Here is a 15,518-nt window from a genome sequence, read left to right as displayed (position 1 = left end):
GATCCGTGGTCAGCCGGCCTCAGCGACGCTGACCACGTTTAATGCAGGGCACTCTGCGTAAGTCTCATTTCCCTTCGTCGGTGAGGACCACCAGGTCTTCACCGAAGAAAGCCTTGTGCGCGTCCATGACGTGGCCACGGAACCGTCCCCGGGACGGCGGCTCGTGCCCTTCCTGCAGCTCCTGCGGCACGAACTCAATGCGGCCGGAAGCGTCACGTCCGCCCAGTGCGGGATCCACCCCGCGCGCCTCGGCGAAGGGGGTGTAGTGCTTCTCGAAGTGCGAGGAATCACGGGTGTTCTGGACGTACCACACGAAGTTTCGGTCCCGCGTGTTCGTGTAAAGGTGCCGAAGGTCCAGCCGCAGACGGTTGCTCTCCTCGATACTGTCGTAGCCGTCGAACTCGGGAAAGCAGACCCGGGTGAAGGTGCCGACGGCCGATCGCTCGTAGTCCCCCACGCGGGTTTGCGGTGAGAAACACACCGCCAGCGAGCCGCTTATCTGCCGCGAGACCGCCAGTGATGCAAAGCCACCTCCACTGGAGCCGGTCAGCAGGATTCGTTCGTATCCGGCGGCCGCCGCGATCTCCTTAACCAGCTCTGCCACATCCGAGGTCAGATCCTGTGCTTCATTGCCGACGTACCACGCCAGGGGTATGTTGTTGCTGAGGTTGAGGCTGGAGTCCGCGACAAATAGCTGGGCGGCGTCGATGGACGCCAGCGACTTCCGCCATTCGAAGCGCGGGAGCTGGTACTTGGACCGCTGCAGCGAGCCATGGAACGTCACGATCAGCGTCTTTGACGCCTTGGGTGCGTACAGGGCCACGATATCGAGGGGTCCCCCCGAGCGCCCCGGCACTACAAATTCGTACGCCTCAGCCGCCTGGTGGTCGATCTCGCTGGCCGAGCCAAAACGGCGGATTTCTACATTGTTCCGCTCGTCCCAGGCCATTTCTTGGGTTGTGTCTTGCAAATTCACGAATTCTCTCCTGCTTCAAAAGCGCCCACAGTGGAGCTTGTCAGTGCAAGCGGAGCTTCCTCCGCTGGGGTGTCGGGAATGGTCAGCTTTTCCGGCCGTGCCACGTGGTCACCGATGGACTTCTGGCCATGCCCGGACTCCGCGATGACCCGGAGGGTCCGTTCGTTGAGCGGAATCCACCGGACGGGGCCGCCAAACACGGACAGCAGGTTGCGTTCAACAGTCCCGACCTCATACTTGTGTTCGTCCGTCTCCCAGTTGTATGGGGGCTCGTCCGTCCAGACGGACACACGGTCCGCGGTGTGTCCGCTGCGCAGCTCGCGGCTGTACTGGAATGCCGTGGGATCGTAGACGTTGACTGCCGCAGACCGCACGCGGTCCGTGAGCTCCACCCGGACCAATCTCCCGTCATGGAAGGCGTCCTTAAGCACGGCCGGGAATGACCGGTCGATGGCTGCCGTATGGAGGATGCTCGGATAGTGCATAACGCCAACTCTCTGCCCTTCCCCTTCCGCCGACGCCAGATGTTCCATCATCAGCACGGACACCAAGGAGTCAGCGCCAAAATCGCCGACAAGCAGAATATCAAGTTCCAAGTCCGGCTGCTTGCCGCCCGACGGCAGGAACCGCGACGGCGCCGGGAACGCCCGTTCCGCAGGCGGGAACTCCAGGTATCCGGAGTGTTCGCCCGCCTGGATCTTCTTGTGCCAGTGCTCGTATGAGTCGCGGTAGGACACCCGGTCAGGCGACCTGTACCCTAGGCGGAAATCTTCCATGGAAAGGTTCGTGGCGCCAACGAGGGACAGCGTCAAGGGAGCCTCGGTGACTTCAAACGGCTCCTCATCATTAACGAGAGTCTGGTAACGGAGAATGAACTCCGTGTCGGCGGCCTTACGGACGGAATCCCAGTAGCCCAGGTGCTCCCGGATGGTGGGGGTGTGGAACATAGTGGATACGTGGGCCGGCGTGATGAAGGCTCCGCGCCAACCGCGGTAGTGGAAGAAGAGGTCCTCGTCCGCGCGCGTCCAGGGCGCGGAAACCAACCGTCCGTCGCTCTGTTGCAGGGCGCCCCGGACCAAGAGGTCAATTTTCTGCGGGTGCTGCCAGTCGTCGCCGTCGAATATCGTGATGAACTCGCCCTGAGCCATGGAGAAGCCGATGTTGCGCGAGGTGTAGGCGCCGGCGTTAGGCTCGTTGAGGACCACCTTGACGCGACCGTCCACTGCCAGCCATTTGTTGAGCCGCTCGGCCGCGTCCCCGCCGGAGCCGTCGTCCACGATGATGATCTCGATGTTGCGGTAGCTCTGGTGGAGGGCTGACTGGATGGCGAGGTCCGTGTACTCGTCCGGCTTGTAGACGGGCATGACGATGCTGACGAGGGGGCCGTCCGTCACCGGGGTCGTTACCTCTGCCCTCAGGCGGAGAAATGCCGGGGCGGATCTTTCGGCCAGGGAAAGCCTGGACAGCCCAGCCCGCTCATAGATGTCGTTGATCTCGGCGAGCCACTGCTCGGCGTCGGCTGAACTGTCCTTGAACGGGTTTGCCGCGTTGGCGCGGTACAAGTGGAGGTCGTTGGCGTTGTTTTCGTCGGCCTTGTAGAGATGCTGAAGCCTGATGACTTCCTCACCCTGGCCGGTCCGTGCCAGTGCGTCCAGGAAGAACTCGCCACGCCGCTTTTCGCGGAACGGCTTGGCACCGAGGCGCTGGAAAACGTACTTGTACAGTGTGGCGGCGTTGAGGATGTCGTCTTGGAGGATGTTCTGCCGGAAGCAGAGGTCGCCCAGGTGCAGCAACACGGAGCGGGGTGTCTTGTCCAGGACGGGCTGGACGCTGCGCCGGGTCTTCCCCCCGATCCGGTACATTTCCAGTGCAACGGCCAGGTCCCTCCAGCCCCACTGTCCCGAGGTTGCCGTGCTGACCAGGACGTCGCGGCCGTCAACGGAGCGCAGCTTGGTCAAGCGCTGGGCAAGCCGGGCCTCGGGGATCCGGGAGCGGGCACCCCACTCGACGAGAGCACCGGGACGCGGGTCTGGAACCGGAGCCGGTTTCTCCAGTTCAGCGGCTGCCCGCCTGGCTGCCTGCCGGGACTTCTTCAGGAGCCGGTCCATGTACAGCGCGCCCGCGGCCAGCGCGGCCGCGAAGGCCAGTGCCAGCAGCCCCAGGAGCCACGGGTTGCGGGCGTAGGCGGCCACCAGGACCAAGGTAAAGAGGACGCCGAAAGCAGCGGCGGCCGCTTTTTTCTTCGGGGACAGGCGCGCAAGTCTGCGGAGAGCTTGTTGAAATTTCATTCCCTGAGCCTTCTAAATATGCGGATAAGTTGTGCAGGCGGATGGAGCTAAGAGCGGGCCCGGGAGCCCTGTGAAGTCGCTAGAAGCGGTGAACGGCCCGGCAGAAGCGAAGTGGCTGCGCATGTCCTCGAGCCGCGCACCGGCCGGCGGGCCCGGCACGGCGCCGATCTGCGGCGGCGGCCTGAAGCCATCCCACTGCTCGGCCACACTCTGCAGGAAGATGCTGTCATCCGGATTCCAGGTGTGGCCGCCGTGTGAATCTGCACCGGAGTGGCGTTGCATCATGTAGTTCTGGCCGTGGGAGCGGTAGATGAGTCCCCCGGCGGCCTGGACTGCCTGCAGGAGGCAGCGGTCAACGGCGCGATGGACGGGCCGCCATCCGCCCAGCTGACGCAGCTCGTCCCTGCCGATCATCATGGTGCCACCCGCAACATGGTCCGAATACTGCTCGCCGAGAGGGGGCCGGCGCGTGGTGATGTCCAGGCTCTCCAGGTACACGAACTCGACCTGGGCCCCGACCAGGGTGGCGCCACTGAAGTCCTTTGCGTGGACGAGGTCCCGCAGGTGGTGCGGGCCGTACCAGTCGTCGTCGTCCATCTTGCAGACGAGATCGCCGCGGGCGGCGCGGACCCCGGCGTTCAGTACATCGCCAAAAATCATGTCGGCCGGAACGGAGCGCAGCTGCAGTTCGCCAGGGTAGGCCTCTACGGCGCGGCGGACCTCCGGCATATCCGTGTCGAAGCCGTGCAGGACCACTACTACTTCCAGCGATTCCCAGCTCTGGCGGGCCAGCTGATCCAATGCCGACGCCAGCTTCTCGGGCCGGCGGGTAGCCAGAATCACGCTCACGGAAGGCGAGGGAAGCAGCGGCTTGCCCAGCTGGCCCAGCAGAGTGTTCCAGACGGCCTTCGGGCTGAAACGGTCCAGTGCCGTCCGGCGAAGCTCAATCGACTTCGATTCCCGCAGCACCCGCGGGTCGTCGGCGTCGAAAGCCTGAAGGCAGTCCACCACCTGATGGCCGAGCAGGGACCGCACCGGGGTTGACAACTCCCGTGTCAGCAGCGGCACGCCGGCGACGGCCAGTTGACTCAGACGCCGCGCCAACTGCCAGTCGAGACCGCCGAAGCGGGCGCCATCCACTTCAAGGTAGTCATGCGGCCGCAGGGCGGCGACGTCGGCTTCGCGCAAGTCTCCCCCGAGCCCGAGATCGTCCGGCTCGAGCGCCCGCGACGCCTTCTCCGGGTACGGCAGAAACCCCATGGGTGAGACGACCGCGGTATCGACGGGAGGCAATACGGTCCCCGGCGGAGTCCAGACCGGCGGGATCACACGCCCGGGGTGGCCTGCAATTTGCTCGCTGAGCTGCTGCGCGAGCTCGCTGCGCCCAATCAGCACGTCCACGGAATAGATGTCATCCGGCTCGGGGCACAGGAGCTGCTCCGTCATGAAGCTTCCCAGGGCGTCCCCGGCGAGCCAGGCGCTGGCAGCGGGCTCAGTAAAGCCGAGCCGGAGTCCGCCCAGCACCGGCCGCGGCGCAGCAGGCGAACAGCAGCCCAGCGCCGCGAGGGCCGCTGCATGCACATTCACCCATTTGCCGCCCTCGACCACCACCGCGAAGCCGAGCCCGGGCACGGTGAGCGCGGTTGTGCCGGCTTTGTCCCGGAGGCTGCGCGGGGTCCAGACAGGGAGATCGGCGGCCGGGAAGAGTCCGCGGATCACCAGCACGAACCGTTGCGCCCGTCCCTCGCTGCGGAACAGGGGAAGCAGTGACCGGGCCTCTGCCAGCGACCCCGCCTGCACAACGTAGGTGGCCCACCAGAGTTGGTCCGCGGGGACGGCGTGCTGCCAGCCGGACCCGCTCCGGGGATCACGGTGTTCCCAGTCCGTGCGGGCGTAGTTGAGTCCCAGGTCCAGCGCCAGCTCAGCCATGGAGTGGTCCATGGAGCTAACAAGGACGCTCTTGATCTGCATGCTCCTAGCTCCCGGCCCGGCCCGTGCGGGCCTTCAGCCGGCCCAGGATGTAAGCCGGGCCCTTGCGGACAATTGCGCGGGCACGGGAGAGGCCCCGGTTCGGGGCAAGGCCCTGCTCCAGGCGGCGGCGTTCGATCTCGGACTTCTTAAGCCGTGCCTCGAGCTGCCGGATCTGCTGCTCATAGTCGTGGCGCGTGGCGCTGTCTGCCAAGTCCCGGACCACGATATTCAGGTCAAGGCTGGCGGCGGCGCCTTTGCGCAGATGGAGTTTGGGCTTGGGTCGACGGAAGTCGTGCAGGCCCAGGGCACTGCCGGAGACCCATCGCTCGCCGCCGGTGCTGCGCGCAGATCGCTCGGGATCGCCGGAGCCGGACAGCTCCCGAAGGGTGTCCGTGGGCCAGAGTTCGATCGCGCCTGGCTGCCCGTCCACCAGTGCCCTGAGGACCAGTGCCTGCGTCTGCCGCAGGGTGTCGATCATGGCCTCCAGCGAGTGCAGGGCCACGGCCGTCCCGGCGCTGAGCACCAAGGTGTAGGAGGACTCGGCAATGTGCTGTCCGTCGGTCCGGACAAAGGCGAAGCGGCGGTCGGTGGCCAGCCATTCCTCGAGCTTGGGCCGGCCGCTGTCTTCCACGAGAATGTCCGCGGCGAAGTCCTGACACGCCGAGCCGAATAGCGATGCGACGGTCCCGGCAATCTCCAGGTCCGTAGCTTTCGCGGCCCGGATCAGGATCCGGACAAGAGGAGTCTCCCGCTGCGGCGTGTGCAGGGCCTTGAGTGCAAAGCCGGCCTCGCGCAGCTCTTCTTCAATGGATGCTGTCACTGCGTGGCTTCCCCTATCCACCTACGCTGGCCCCCACAGGGGTGTGCGGCCGGCTGGGATCTGCAGGCTCCTGCTGGTTCCAGATGCCCTTGGTGTCAATGACCTGCTTGCCCTCCAAAGCCATGGAGTCAAGAGCCAGAAATTCGTCGTGGTCCACCAGGAGCATCACGAGATCTGCCTCGGCTACGGCTTCCTCTATGCCGTGGAGGCGTGCGAGTCCGGACGCTTTCAGGGCGGCGGGGAGTTCCTCAACGTTCGGGTCGACCACCAGGACGGTGCTGTCCGGTAGCTGCCGGACCAGTTCCTGGACGATCGTCACCGACGGCGACTCACGGACGTCGTCGATGTTGGCCTTGAAGGCCAGTCCGAGGACAGCCACGGTGGCGCCCGGCTGATCGGCCAGTGCCTGAACTGCCTGCCGGACCACGTGGTGGGGCTTGGAGTCGTTGACTTCACGCGCCGTCCGGATCAGTCCGGAGTGCTCCGGGACGGCGTCCACGATGAACCAGGGGTCGACGGCGATACAGTGGCCGCCGACGCCGGGGCCGGGGCGCAGAACGTTCACGCGGGGGTGGTGGTTCGCCAGCTCGATCAGCCTCCAGACATCGATGCCGAGGCTGTCGCAAATCAGCGAGAGCTCGTTGGCAAAGGCGATGTTGACGTCGCGGAACGTGTTTTCCACCAGCTTGGTCATCTCTGCTGTGGTGGCGTCCGTCAGCAGGATTTCGCCCTGGCAGATGACCTCATACAGCCGCTTGGCCAGCTGGGCGCCTTCCTCGGTGAGGCCGCCGATCACGCGGTCGTTGGTGACGATTTCGATCATGATCCGGCCCGGCAGAACGCGCTCCGGGGAGTGCACAACGTGGACCTGCTTCTTTCCGGGAGCGGCGTCGAGCGACAGGTCGGGCCGCAGTTCCATGAGGTGGGCCCCAAGGCGTTCGGTCGTGCCGGGAGGCGACGTCGATTCCAGGACCACCAATTCGCCACCGCGGAGCTTCGGCGCGAGGGCCTCGACCGCGCTGCGCAGGTAGGACAGATCGGCGCCGTTGCCCTCAGCCAGCGGGGTGGGTACGGCAATGATGTAGGCATCGGCCGCAGGCACGCTGGTCATGGCCACGAGGTTACCGAGGCTGACCGCGCCAGAGACCACCACGCCCATGTCGGGTTCCACGAAGGGAACCTCTCCACGGTTGACGGCGTCAATGGTGGACTGCTTCACGTCGACGCCGGCCACGAGCTTGCCTTTGGCGGCGAAGCTGGCCGCGGTGGGCAGGCCGATGTAGCCGAGCCCGATGACGGCAACATCAAAAATCGTCTCGTCCATGTCTTCCCTAAACTAAGATGTGGTCTTCGGGCGAACCGAAGAACTGAATTTTTGAAGTAGCCAGGAGCTCTTCATTGGTGATGGGCCAGGTGTGCGAGGCCACGTCGGCGCCGCGCATCTGGCAGTAATTAAAGCGGTCTGCCGAGTAGATCCGTGCGCCGGCCTCGATGATGTCGCTCAGGAAACGCGAGTCCTCTCCGCGTGGCACGGGCTGGAACGGAAAACGCCTGAAGGTGTCCGTGGCGGCGAAGATGGTCGGTCCGGAGACTGCTTCGACGTAGCGGTGTTCCAGTTGCGGGTTGCGCAGGATAGTAGCCCCGGCCCCGGCCAGGTGCATGTAGTGCGCCCGCTTGCCGACAACCTCGGCTTCGGAGTACATCATGGCGTGGACCTGGTCGCCCAGGTACAGCGGGCTGTATACGTCGTCGTCGTCCCATTTGGTGGCGAACTGGCCGTCGGCCTTCGCCACTAGGGAATTGAGGCACGCACCGAGCATGGTCTGCTGCGGTTCCTGAAGAACCACGACGTCGAGAATCCCCGTTTCCAGGCATTTGCGCCGGAACGCGGCTTCGTCGATCTCAAACCCGTGGGCGAGGTACACGAGCTGGACGTCCACGCCCTGCTGGGCGGCCACCCCCGCGATGACATGCTCCAGCTGTTGCGGCCGGAAGCTCGACACGAGGACCGACACCTGGGCACGGGGAGCCCGGGGGGCCAGCTCGGGCCGGGCCGCGGCCGCGATGGTCTGTGCCCGGTGGCTGAAGGTGTGCTCGGCCCAGATCCTGCGCTGGGCCTTGTGGACCAGGCGCTGGGCATAGTCCGGATTGGCGGTCAGTGCCTTCAGCAGGTGTGCGGCATCTTCGCGCGTGCCTGCGGTGGGGATTTCATTGCCCGGGAAGAATTCCGTGATGGCGGCGCTGGGGGTCGAGACAACGCAGGATCCCGCCGCGGTAATCTCGAAAATTCGCCGTGCGCACATAGATGGCGAGTCCGTGACGGAGTTGACATTTAGGAAGACTTTGTACGCCTTGTAGGCGGTCAGCATTTGTTTGTAAGACAAGGAGCCCACAACATGCTTCTTCAGGATCCCGGGGAACTGATACTGCGGCTGCCGGCCGAGCTGCCGGGAAAAGATCTCAAAGCCGGGGCGCTTGCCCGCCGTCGCGTCAATGGCCGCGCCCAGCAAGTACTCCATCTGCCGACGGCGGTCCTCGTACTTATGCGCAAAGTACATTCCGGCGAAGGCGATCTCCCGTGCGTGCCAGCCGTGCCTGGGCCGTGCCGGGTTGTGGATACGCGGCTGCGCGGCGAACGGCAGAACGGAAATCCTGTTGTGGCCCAGGTCCTCACGGTAGCGGGCAAGCATGTTGGAGTCAGTGGTGAAGACGTGGTCGAAGAGTTTCGCAGCAGGCAGGAAGTCCTCGTAGTGGGGCGGGTCTTCCTTGTTCCAGAAGACCGCCGGAAGTCCGGCCGCCCGGCAGCCCTCAACGAGGTCGCGGAAAACCGTCGAAGGCCCTGCCGGGCTTGTGATTTTTCCCCGCCAGAGACCGGCGTTGCCGGCCCAGGCGGATTCGACGACGACGAAGTCCAAGGCCTCGTCACGCAGCTGCTCTTCCCAGCCATCCGGCCTGAGCGCCACGACCGTCCACTCGGCGGAGAACGCGGCAGCGGAGAAATCGTCCATGATGATGCCCACGCGCAACTGGGGGTTCCTCGGCTCAGCAACGCCAACCTCGGCTTCACGGAAGATCAGGTGCCGGCCGCGTCCGAGGCCGCGCCAGGCCCCCTCCGCACCCCGGACGCCTGCAAGGCTGGCCTCATCGCGCTCGGCCGTGCTGCGGTGCATGTAGCTCTTGACCTGCCCCATACCGCCCCGGCGGGCGTGCCACATGGCACGGCGCCAGTACGCCGTCCTGTCTCGAAAACTCATAGTTTACCTGGACCGCTTCCAACCGTTGGGAAGCAGCGTGGTCCGCATTTCGGGCAGGCTCGCCATCAGCTCAGCCCGGATCTTGCGCCCGTAGTCGGCGTTGCCCTCGTTGATCCGCCAAATGAAGTTCCGGTATTCCTTGGCAACTTCGTCGGGCGTTCCGTCCATGATGAAGTCGCCCTTGTCAATCCAGAAGGCTCGGTTGCACATGGAAGTAATCGTTGTGAGGCTGTGGCTGACCACGAATACGGTTCCGGCCTGGCTCGTCACGTGTTCCATCCGCTTCTTGGAGCGTTCCTTGAACTGGGCGTCGCCGGTGTTGAGGGCTTCGTCGATGAGGAGGATCTCAGGATCCACAGCAGCGGCGATGGCAAAGCGCAGTCGCGCTCCCATGCCCGAGGAGTAGGAGTTCATCGGGTGGTAGACCTCGTGCTCCAGCCCGGACATTTCCACAATGTCATCGAACTTTGCATCGATTTCCGCGTGGCTCATGCCCATGGCAAGACAACCGAGCCGGATATTCTGCGCACCTGAAATGGAACTGATTAGGGCTGCGTTGACGCCCAGGAGGATGGGGTTACTCGCAGCGTAAACGGTGCCTGAGTCGGGGATGATGAGGCCGGCAAGGACCTTCATGAGGGTGCTCTTGCCAGAGCCGTTGCGCCCTATGACGCCGATCGAATCGCCCTGGTTGGCCACGAACGAAATCCGGCTCAACGCGGTCGTGCGCACAACACTGTCGCCACGGCGGGGCGTCCGTAGTCTCTTCAGCACCGAGGTCCGGGAGTTGGTACGCCCGGGAGTCTGGTTCTTGGTCCGGTAGACGACCGAAATATCGTCCACCACCACTGTGGGCTCCGACATGGGGCTGCCTGAAATTTCAGACACGTCCATAACTTTCCTCTCCGCGCCAGAAGACAAATAGCCCGGCGGCAATTGAACCCAGCGCCCACAGGCCTAAGACGGCCCAGGACCGCCAGGATGGCGTGGTGTTGTAGAGGACCGAGTCGCGGATGACCTTGATGACCTGGAAGATCGGGTTGTAATCCATGATGGTGCGCACGATGGGGTAACTGCCGAAGCGGTCCTCCGCGAAGAAGACCGCCGAGACATACATCAAGAATCGAATGATGAACGAGAGCAGGTGCGTCAGGTCCGGGATCTTCAGGATTACGGGGGCCAGCAACATTCCAATCCCCAAATTGAACAGGAACTGCAGCAGGATCGCCGGAATGATCAGCAGCCAGCGCCACGTGATTTCCTCGGCGGGTGCCGTGAAGATGACAAACAGCAGCATCACGATGGTCACGGGAACGTTGGAGAGAAATTCTCTCACGTTGAGGGCGATGGGCAGGGACGCGCGGGGAAACTGGAAGGCCCGGATCATGGACGTGTTGCTGGTGAGCGACTTTGCCCCGCCAAGGATGGAACGGGTGGACATCGAGAACGTAAACACCCCGACGATCAGGTAGCCGATGAAGTTCTCGATGCCCTTGCTGGTACCCAGGAACACGCCAAAGATCAGGTAGAAACTGAGGCCGTTCAGGGCTGGTGTCAACACCAGCCACGCTGAGCCCAAATGGTGTTTGTCGTTTCCGCTCTGCACCCTGGCCCGGGCGTCGAACAAGATGAAACTGCGGCGGTCCCACAGCTGGACGAGGTAGTCGAGGAAATCTGGCCGCTGCCCAACCTTGCTCAACCGGACAAGATTCACGGGCACCGAGACTGTGGCGGGTGTCTCCGTCTGCGCGGTTTTGGTTTGTTCTGCTTCCGATTTTTCTTGGATGCTCATTTGGTTACTCCCAGCATTTCCAACTCTCGTGCCAGGGCAACCGCGTTGGCGGCCCATGTTCTTTCCTGCAAGACACGTTCCCGGCCGGCAGCTCCGAACCCGGCAGCCAGCTCCGGGTCCGAAAGCAACTCCCGGACAGCCTTGGCGCAGGCCGCAGGATCCCCCGCCTCCGCCAAGAGACCGGTCACGCGGTCTTCAACAATTTCCGCCAATGCCGGCAAGTCGCTGGCCACTACGGGCCGGGCGCAAGCCATAGCTTCCACGGGTTTGAGCGGCGTCACTGATCGCGTCACCTCCAGATCCTTGCGCGGCACAACGAATACATCCAGCGCTTGATGGTACAGGGCCGTCCGGCTCCGGGGCACGCGGCCTGTGAAGATGATGCGATCGGCGTAGCCGCTTCGCTGCGCCTGTATCTGCAGCGCCGGCAGGGAGGTACCGTCGCCGACGATCAGGAGCCGGAGTTCAGGCATATCCTCGGCGAGCAGCACGAACGCGGCCAGGAGGTCCTCGATCCCTTCATAGGGTACCAAGCTGCTGACTGTGCCAATGAATTGCCCGTCCTCTGCGAGACCGAGCTCACGCCGAGCGCAGGCTTTGTCCAGGGGCTCCGTGAGGAAGTCACCGCCAACAGAGTTGGGGGCAATCAGGACTTTGCTGCCCGGGATCCCGGCGGCGACTATGTTCGCTTTCATGGCTGTCCCGAGGGTCAGCACCAGGTCAGCGTCCTGCATGACGTCCGTTTCCCGGTTTTGAAACAGCCGGTATTTCTCGCTGTTCCGGGCCTCGGGCCCGCGGGTGGAGGCCCAGGTGTCGGCCAGCTGGCCGCGCACCTCGTAGACCCAAGGAATGCCGAGGGCCTGGGCCACGGCCCGCACTACCAGTCCATTGACGTAGTGCGTGGTGGTATGCAGGACGCTGGGCCTGAAGTCCAGGGCCACGGCGAGCAGTTCTTCCGCCTGCTGCTGCAGCCGGGCGTCAATGTTCTGGGCCATAGTCGCAGGCAGGAGCCGGTGGTACCGGATGCCGTCCACGCTGTCTGTGGCTTTGGCAAGGAGTTTCCCAACCTGCACGGGATAGCCCATCCGGGTCACCGCCAGCACTTCCCACCCGGCCGCCTGCTGCGCCAGCAGCGAGGAATGGGAACGCTGAGCATAACCGCTGGCGGTGTGCGGCAGCGAATTTGTCAGCAGATGAAGGATCCGGCCGGGAACCGGTGTGTAGTCCCGGTACTCCAGCGACGGCGATGCGTCCGCCAGAATTGCCGCCTCAGCAGACAGGCGCGCCCGTTGCCGCAAGCCCGCCGCTCCCGCTCCGTCGAGCGCCTGCACAGCTTCGCTGACGGCGCCGTCGTACCAGAGTCGCCGTGCCCGGGCCCGTTGTACGTGCTGCGCGGCGCCTGCCTTGGCCAGAAATACATCCGACATCTCCGGAAGGTTCGCGGCGAGGGCGACGTCGGCCAGGCGCCGCGCACGCTCACCTTCGACGCTGCCTCCGGCGGCGATGCGCAGCCGGCGTTCGGCGTCGGAGCCGTCTCCGGCGGCGAGTGCCGCGAACAGCACGGCCGCGGAGGTGGAGTTCTTCGGGACCAGTTGGCACAGGCGCTTCGCGATCGGCAGGACGGCCGAGGGCATCCTGCGCGAAAGCTGCAGGAACAGGATGACAGGATCGTCGGTCAGGTGCTGCCTGACGACGCTCTGGGCCAGCCTGACGTTGTTGAGAAGCTGCATCATCGGTTATCGCGGGTTTCCGCGAGCAGTTCAGTGATCAGTTCCATGTAGCGGCCGGCGAGTTGCTCGTATTCGGCGTTCGCTTTGACCCACTGGCGGCTGTCGCCATTGCGGACCAGGCGGCCGCGGTCGGCAGCCAGCTCGCGCCAGAGTGCCGCCAGCTCTTCCGGATCACTGGCCACGATGTCGCCGGCCTCGGCGTCGGAGACGATTCTGGCGGCCTCTCCACGCACCACGGCCGTGATGTGCCGGCCGATAGCCAAGACCTCGTAGGTCTTGGACGGCACGGTGGTTTCGAAGGACTTCCAGTCGTCCCGCAGGGAGACGATGCAGGTGTCGGCCGACGCGTAGCGCTCCAGCATGTCGTCCCCGGTCAGGGGCGGGTGGAAGGTGACAGGGGCCTTCAGCTCACGTGCCAGCTTCTCCAACGCAGGCCTCTGCGTTCCGTGGCCCACCAGGTGCAGGTGCATGGAGTCCCCCACGAGGGCGCTCGCGCGGATCGCCACGTCGAGCTTCTGGCTCTCGCCGTGGTTCCCCAGGTACAGGGCCTCGAAGACGTCCCGCTCGGGTTCAGGCGGTCCGACGACGGGGATGGAGTCCAAGTGCACGCCGTTGCTGACGGTGGCCACATTCCGGACTCCGCGCGACCGCAGCGTGGCGGCGAATCCGTCCGTGACGGTGACCACGAGGTCCGCCCGGTGCTGGACAAAGTCCACCACATGTTCCACAACGCTTTTGACACTGCCTTGGACCAGGCGGGCGTCGCGGGCCAGGTCCGGCCAGGCGTCGCGCATTTCCACGATCAGTGGGACGCGGCGCATTTTGGCCAGGGCATAGCCGGCAGCCAGCGACGGCAGGCCGGGTGCCGTGACAATGACGACATCGGGCTTGCGGACCATCATTCCGGCAGGGACCGACAAAAGTGCCGAATAGCACTGATCCAGCAGCCGTGCGGCACGGGAGTTGCCGTGGCGCAGGTAGGGGACGTGGAGAATTTTCTCGGTGAACTGGCCGTTGCGCAGCCGGAACGGCCTGCCCGCCATCCAGCGCGGGAGGGCGCGCCGGCCGAAAGGATAGTGCGCCACCGGGGTCACGACGTCGACGTTCCAGCCGGAATGGGAGAACTCCTTGATCATGGCGGTCCAGCGCCGCTGCGGCGGGCTCTGTTCGGGCCAGTAGGAATGGGTGATCAAGGTGATTTGCAGGCCATCTCTCGTGGTTTTGACCGCGGCGGACTCCATCAAGACGTGATCTTGCATGGGCGTCAGGACTTACGGGTGCGCGGAAGACCAGTGACCTTTTTCGAGCCGATGAACCGGAAGTAAGCAAAGCCCAGGCCCAGCAGGAGCAGCACCGTGATGGCCTGAACGGCCAAGGGACTACCGGTGGCGACTGCCACTGCGGCCTGGACCTCGGACTTCACCATCACAGGAGGATCGGTGGGGGTTGCGATGACGGCGGGGGCCGTTGACGGCGGCGACGTCGGGGTGGGCGAGGGGGKGGGCGTCTCCGAAGGGGTTTCTTCAACCGCGGGAGCCGGGGCAGCGGGTGGCGGGACTACGGGCGCCATGACGGGCGGCACCTCGACTACGGGCCCCGGCGTTTCGAGTGGAACAGCCGGCGACTCCACCGGCGCGACGGGAGGCACTGCCGGTGCAGGCGCGGGGTCCACTGGCGCCGATGTCCCAACGGGCGGCGCCGGAGTTTCCGCCGGCGGGGGCACGATCACCGGTTCAGTCGGAGGAGTCGGCGCAGGATCCGGTGAGGGCTGTACCGGCCCCGGTACGGACGGCGTTGGCGAGGGTGAAATCGCCGTTTCCGACGGGCTAGGGATTACCTGGTCATCGGCATTGGCGGTTGTCGCCGCGCCCATGACTGAGATGGCCAGGAGCAAAGCTCCCAGCCCCATTCGTATAGTTTTCTTTCGGCTGCACGACGTCATCGACAGTCCCTCCCCCACAGTGCGAGATTGAATCAGGTGTGCGTTATGCGGCCAACACTAACGTCATTGGCGGCAGAGCCACAGAGGTGCACGAGGTCCCAGTCTACTCGAAGGCTAGAGTCAGTCTGTTCAAAGAGATACTACCCGCCGTCCCTGGAGCGTGGCAGGAGCGCCACGCGGGGCGGGTTAAGCTGGATAAATGCTCCCGTTCAGCCGCCCTCTTTCCGCGCGATTTCCCCTTCTGGCGGCGGCTGCCGCAGCCGGCCTGGCGTTGACGTCCTGTTCGCCGGCAGTCGACGTCACGCCCGCGAAGGACGCTGCGAACGCGGCCTGCGCACCGATGATGCTGGCGCTCCCAGACGCGATCGGCGATGCCAAGCTGCGCAAGACCAATGCCCAGGCCACGGCGGCCTGGGGCGATCCGTCCTTGGTGATCCTGCGCTGCGGCGTCAACGTTCCCGGCCCCACGACGGACCGCTGCGTGAGCGTCAACGACGTCGACTGGGTCATCAAAGAAGGCAACCCCGTGTGGACGTTGACCACGTTCGGCCGCGAACCGGCCACGGAGATCCTGATGGATCCGGACAAGATCAGTTCGGCCACCGTGCTGGCGGACCTCTCCGCCGCCGCGCTGAAGATCCCGGCAACCCGGAATTGCGTGGGCCAAGAGGACCTGCAGAACCTGCCCACCAGCAAATAGACCCGGGCAGGCGCGTCCGTGCCTGCCCGGTTCTAGGTGTAATGG

12 protein-coding genes are annotated in these 15,518 nt (G+C 64.8%); 1 reads left to right on the top strand and 11 read right to left on the bottom strand.

Annotated elements, in window-relative coordinates; translation table 11 throughout:
• Positions 1–64: 64 nt before the first annotated feature.
• Genes AC1DXI_RS06860 through AC1DXI_RS06810 form a run of 11 tightly spaced genes read right to left on the bottom strand, consistent with a single transcriptional unit; the run spans position 65 to position 14,401 of the window.
• Positions 65–976, bottom strand: a complete 912-nt coding sequence (locus AC1DXI_RS06860; protein WP_476937992.1) for a hypothetical protein — start codon at positions 974–976, stop codon at positions 65–67.
• Complete coding sequence (locus AC1DXI_RS06855; protein ID WP_476937991.1) at positions 973–3,264, bottom strand: glycosyltransferase family 2 protein; 2,292 nt, start codon at positions 3,262–3,264, stop codon at positions 973–975. Before AC1DXI_RS06855 ends, AC1DXI_RS06860 begins: the two co-directional genes overlap by 4 nt.
• A gap of 12 nt (positions 3,265–3,276) precedes the next feature.
• Entirely contained in the window at positions 3,277–5,235 is a 1,959-nt protein-coding gene (locus AC1DXI_RS06850; RefSeq protein WP_476937990.1) for a glycosyltransferase family 2 protein, read from the bottom strand.
• A gap of 4 nt (positions 5,236–5,239) precedes the next feature.
• Positions 5,240–6,055, bottom strand: coding sequence for a hypothetical protein (locus AC1DXI_RS06845; RefSeq protein ID WP_476937989.1), 816 nt, complete (start codon positions 6,053–6,055; stop codon positions 5,240–5,242).
• Positions 6,056–6,068: 13 nt separating this feature from the next.
• Positions 6,069–7,379: a UDP-N-acetyl-D-mannosamine dehydrogenase gene (wecC, locus tag AC1DXI_RS06840; RefSeq protein ID WP_476937988.1), complete on the bottom strand. Its 1,311-nt coding sequence runs from the start codon at positions 7,377–7,379 to the stop codon at positions 6,069–6,071.
• Positions 7,380–7,386: 7 nt separating this feature from the next.
• On the bottom strand, positions 7,387–9,309 hold the full coding sequence (locus tag AC1DXI_RS06835) for a glycosyltransferase family protein (RefSeq protein ID WP_476937987.1): 1,923 nt from the start codon (positions 9,307–9,309) through the stop codon (positions 7,387–7,389).
• A gap of 3 nt (positions 9,310–9,312) precedes the next feature.
• Entirely contained in the window at positions 9,313–10,203 is an 891-nt protein-coding gene (locus AC1DXI_RS06830) for an ABC transporter ATP-binding protein (RefSeq protein ID WP_476937986.1), read from the bottom strand.
• A complete protein-coding gene (locus AC1DXI_RS06825) occupies positions 10,190–11,101 on the bottom strand; it encodes an ABC transporter permease (protein WP_476937985.1) in 912 nt (303 codons plus the stop codon). Before AC1DXI_RS06825 ends, AC1DXI_RS06830 begins: the two co-directional genes overlap by 14 nt.
• The gene (locus AC1DXI_RS06820; RefSeq protein ID WP_476937984.1) at positions 11,098–12,834 is read right to left on the bottom strand and encodes a glycosyltransferase family 4 protein; all 1,737 of its coding nucleotides are present in this window, start codon (positions 12,832–12,834) and stop codon (positions 11,098–11,100) included. Before AC1DXI_RS06820 ends, AC1DXI_RS06825 begins: the two co-directional genes overlap by 4 nt.
• A complete protein-coding gene (locus AC1DXI_RS06815; protein WP_476937983.1) occupies positions 12,831–14,090 on the bottom strand; it encodes a glycosyltransferase family 4 protein in 1,260 nt (419 codons plus the stop codon). Before AC1DXI_RS06815 ends, AC1DXI_RS06820 begins: the two co-directional genes overlap by 4 nt.
• 5 nt (positions 14,091–14,095) lie before the next feature.
• Positions 14,096–14,401: a hypothetical protein gene (locus AC1DXI_RS06810; protein WP_476937982.1), complete on the bottom strand. Its 306-nt coding sequence runs from the start codon at positions 14,399–14,401 to the stop codon at positions 14,096–14,098.
• A gap of 571 nt (positions 14,402–14,972) precedes the next feature.
• On the opposite strand from AC1DXI_RS06810, the gene AC1DXI_RS06805 reads away from it, so the two are divergent.
• Positions 14,973–15,473, top strand: coding sequence for a DUF3515 family protein (locus AC1DXI_RS06805; RefSeq protein ID WP_476937981.1), 501 nt, complete (start codon positions 14,973–14,975; stop codon positions 15,471–15,473).
• Positions 15,474–15,518 lie beyond the last annotated feature (45 nt).

The sequence above is a fragment of the Arthrobacter sp. P1_H7 genome, assembly GCF_056405215.1.
The sequence above is the reverse complement of the archived record's forward strand: the minus strand, read 5'-3'. Positions and strand labels throughout refer to the sequence as shown.

Coding starts and splice junctions, on each gene's coding strand:
- AC1DXI_RS06805 (WP_476937981.1), top strand. CDS start 14,973: ATGCTCCCGTTCAGCCGCCCTCTTTCCGCGCGATTTCCCCTTCTGGCG.
- AC1DXI_RS06820 (WP_476937984.1), bottom strand. CDS start 12,834: ATGATGCAGCTTCTCAACAACGTCAGGCTGGCCCAGAGCGTCGTCAGG.
- AC1DXI_RS06815 (WP_476937983.1), bottom strand. CDS start 14,090: ATGCAAGATCACGTCTTGATGGAGTCCGCCGCGGTCAAAACCACGAGA.
- AC1DXI_RS06830 (WP_476937986.1), bottom strand. CDS start 10,203: ATGGACGTGTCTGAAATTTCAGGCAGCCCCATGTCGGAGCCCACAGTG.
- AC1DXI_RS06855 (WP_476937991.1), bottom strand. CDS start 3,264: ATGAAATTTCAACAAGCTCTCCGCAGACTTGCGCGCCTGTCCCCGAAG.
- AC1DXI_RS06835 (WP_476937987.1), bottom strand. CDS start 9,309: ATGAGTTTTCGAGACAGGACGGCGTACTGGCGCCGTGCCATGTGGCAC.
- AC1DXI_RS06850 (WP_476937990.1), bottom strand. CDS start 5,235: ATGCAGATCAAGAGCGTCCTTGTTAGCTCCATGGACCACTCCATGGCT.
- wecC (WP_476937988.1), bottom strand. CDS start 7,379: ATGGACGAGACGATTTTTGATGTTGCCGTCATCGGGCTCGGCTACATC.
- AC1DXI_RS06825 (WP_476937985.1), bottom strand. CDS start 11,101: ATGAGCATCCAAGAAAAATCGGAAGCAGAACAAACCAAAACCGCGCAG.